The organism is Pseudoalteromonas luteoviolacea NCIMB 1942, assembly GCF_001625595.1.
Taxonomy (GTDB): Bacteria; Pseudomonadota; Gammaproteobacteria; order Enterobacterales; family Alteromonadaceae; genus Pseudoalteromonas; species Pseudoalteromonas luteoviolacea_A.
On record NZ_AUXT01000045.1, the window covers coordinates 1 to 898 of the forward strand.

An 898-nucleotide genomic window follows, 5' to 3' on the forward strand; every position below is an offset into this window, starting at 1 on the left:
AAAGTGTGCTCGCACCCTGAGTCTTTGTCTTCAATTCATTGAGCATAAAAAGCGCGTCATGGTCTGTTACAAATGTATGTGTTTTCATGACTCCTGCCCATACATCTTTAGTGTACGCGTGCTGTTTTTGCTTCTTATGGCAGTTAAATGTTAAGGGCTGGCATAACCCTGACATTGTTAATTCGGAGGTTTTGACAGCAACCTTATCTGACTTGTCTGTATTTACTTGAACAGTAGGCTGTGTCGCCTTGCACCCACCAAGTAGAATGATAAGCGCCGTCGCCCAATAAATTTTCACTTTCACGTATTTCCCCTATTTTGTACTTTAAAATTTGATATATTCCCGACGGGTTAAAAAGGTTAAATAATTAAAATAATAAACTTGAAATATAATAACACAAACCAAGAGAGGAAAGTCAAAAGCTCTAAAATAAAAAACAAAAGTAATTAATAAAAATAAGTAATTTTAAAACATTTAAAATCTAAAGTTAATAGTTTTTTATTAAATAAAAAATCACACACTTAGATTTAAACCCAGTGCACGATCACGAATTTTACCTTGACATAAATTTATGACCTTATATTGCTTTTAAGATATACGGTCTATTTATGCAAGCCAATATATTGTTCGAATACTTCTCCACCATTGATGACCCACGGCAACAAGGTAAAGTTAAACATCAGTTATTTGATATTTTATTTCTGACAGTCAGTGCCGTGATTGCAGGTTGCCAAGATTGGGAAGAAATCGAAGACTTTGCCCATGACAAGCTCTCTTGATTGCATAAATTTGTGCCGTTAATTAATGGCGTGCCTCGTCACGATACCATTGCTAGAGTGGTGAGTCGCATTGATATGGCCAGTTTCAAGCCTGTTCCTCTAAATGGATGTAAAACTG

The 898-nt window shown here is 35.6% G+C and carries 2 protein-coding genes; one reads left to right on the top strand and one right to left on the bottom strand.

The genetic code is table 11. The annotated features are described in order from the left end of the window. A partial coding sequence (locus N482_RS03560) for a hypothetical protein (protein ID WP_155730465.1) occupies positions 1–304 on the bottom strand: 304 nt, incomplete at its 3' end. A 305-nt stretch (positions 305–609) separates the two neighbouring features. Here N482_RS03560 and N482_RS24010 point away from each other — a divergent pair. After that, positions 610–780, top strand: a complete 171-nt coding sequence (locus N482_RS24010) for an ISAs1 family transposase (protein ID WP_081227717.1) — start codon at positions 610–612, stop codon at positions 778–780. Positions 781–898: the final 118 nt, after the last annotated feature.

What these genes read in the sequence shown, in the direction of transcription:
- N482_RS24010 (WP_081227717.1), top strand. Translation starts at nt 610, where the DNA reads ATGCAAGCCAATATATTGTTCGAATACTTCTCCACCATTGATGACCCA.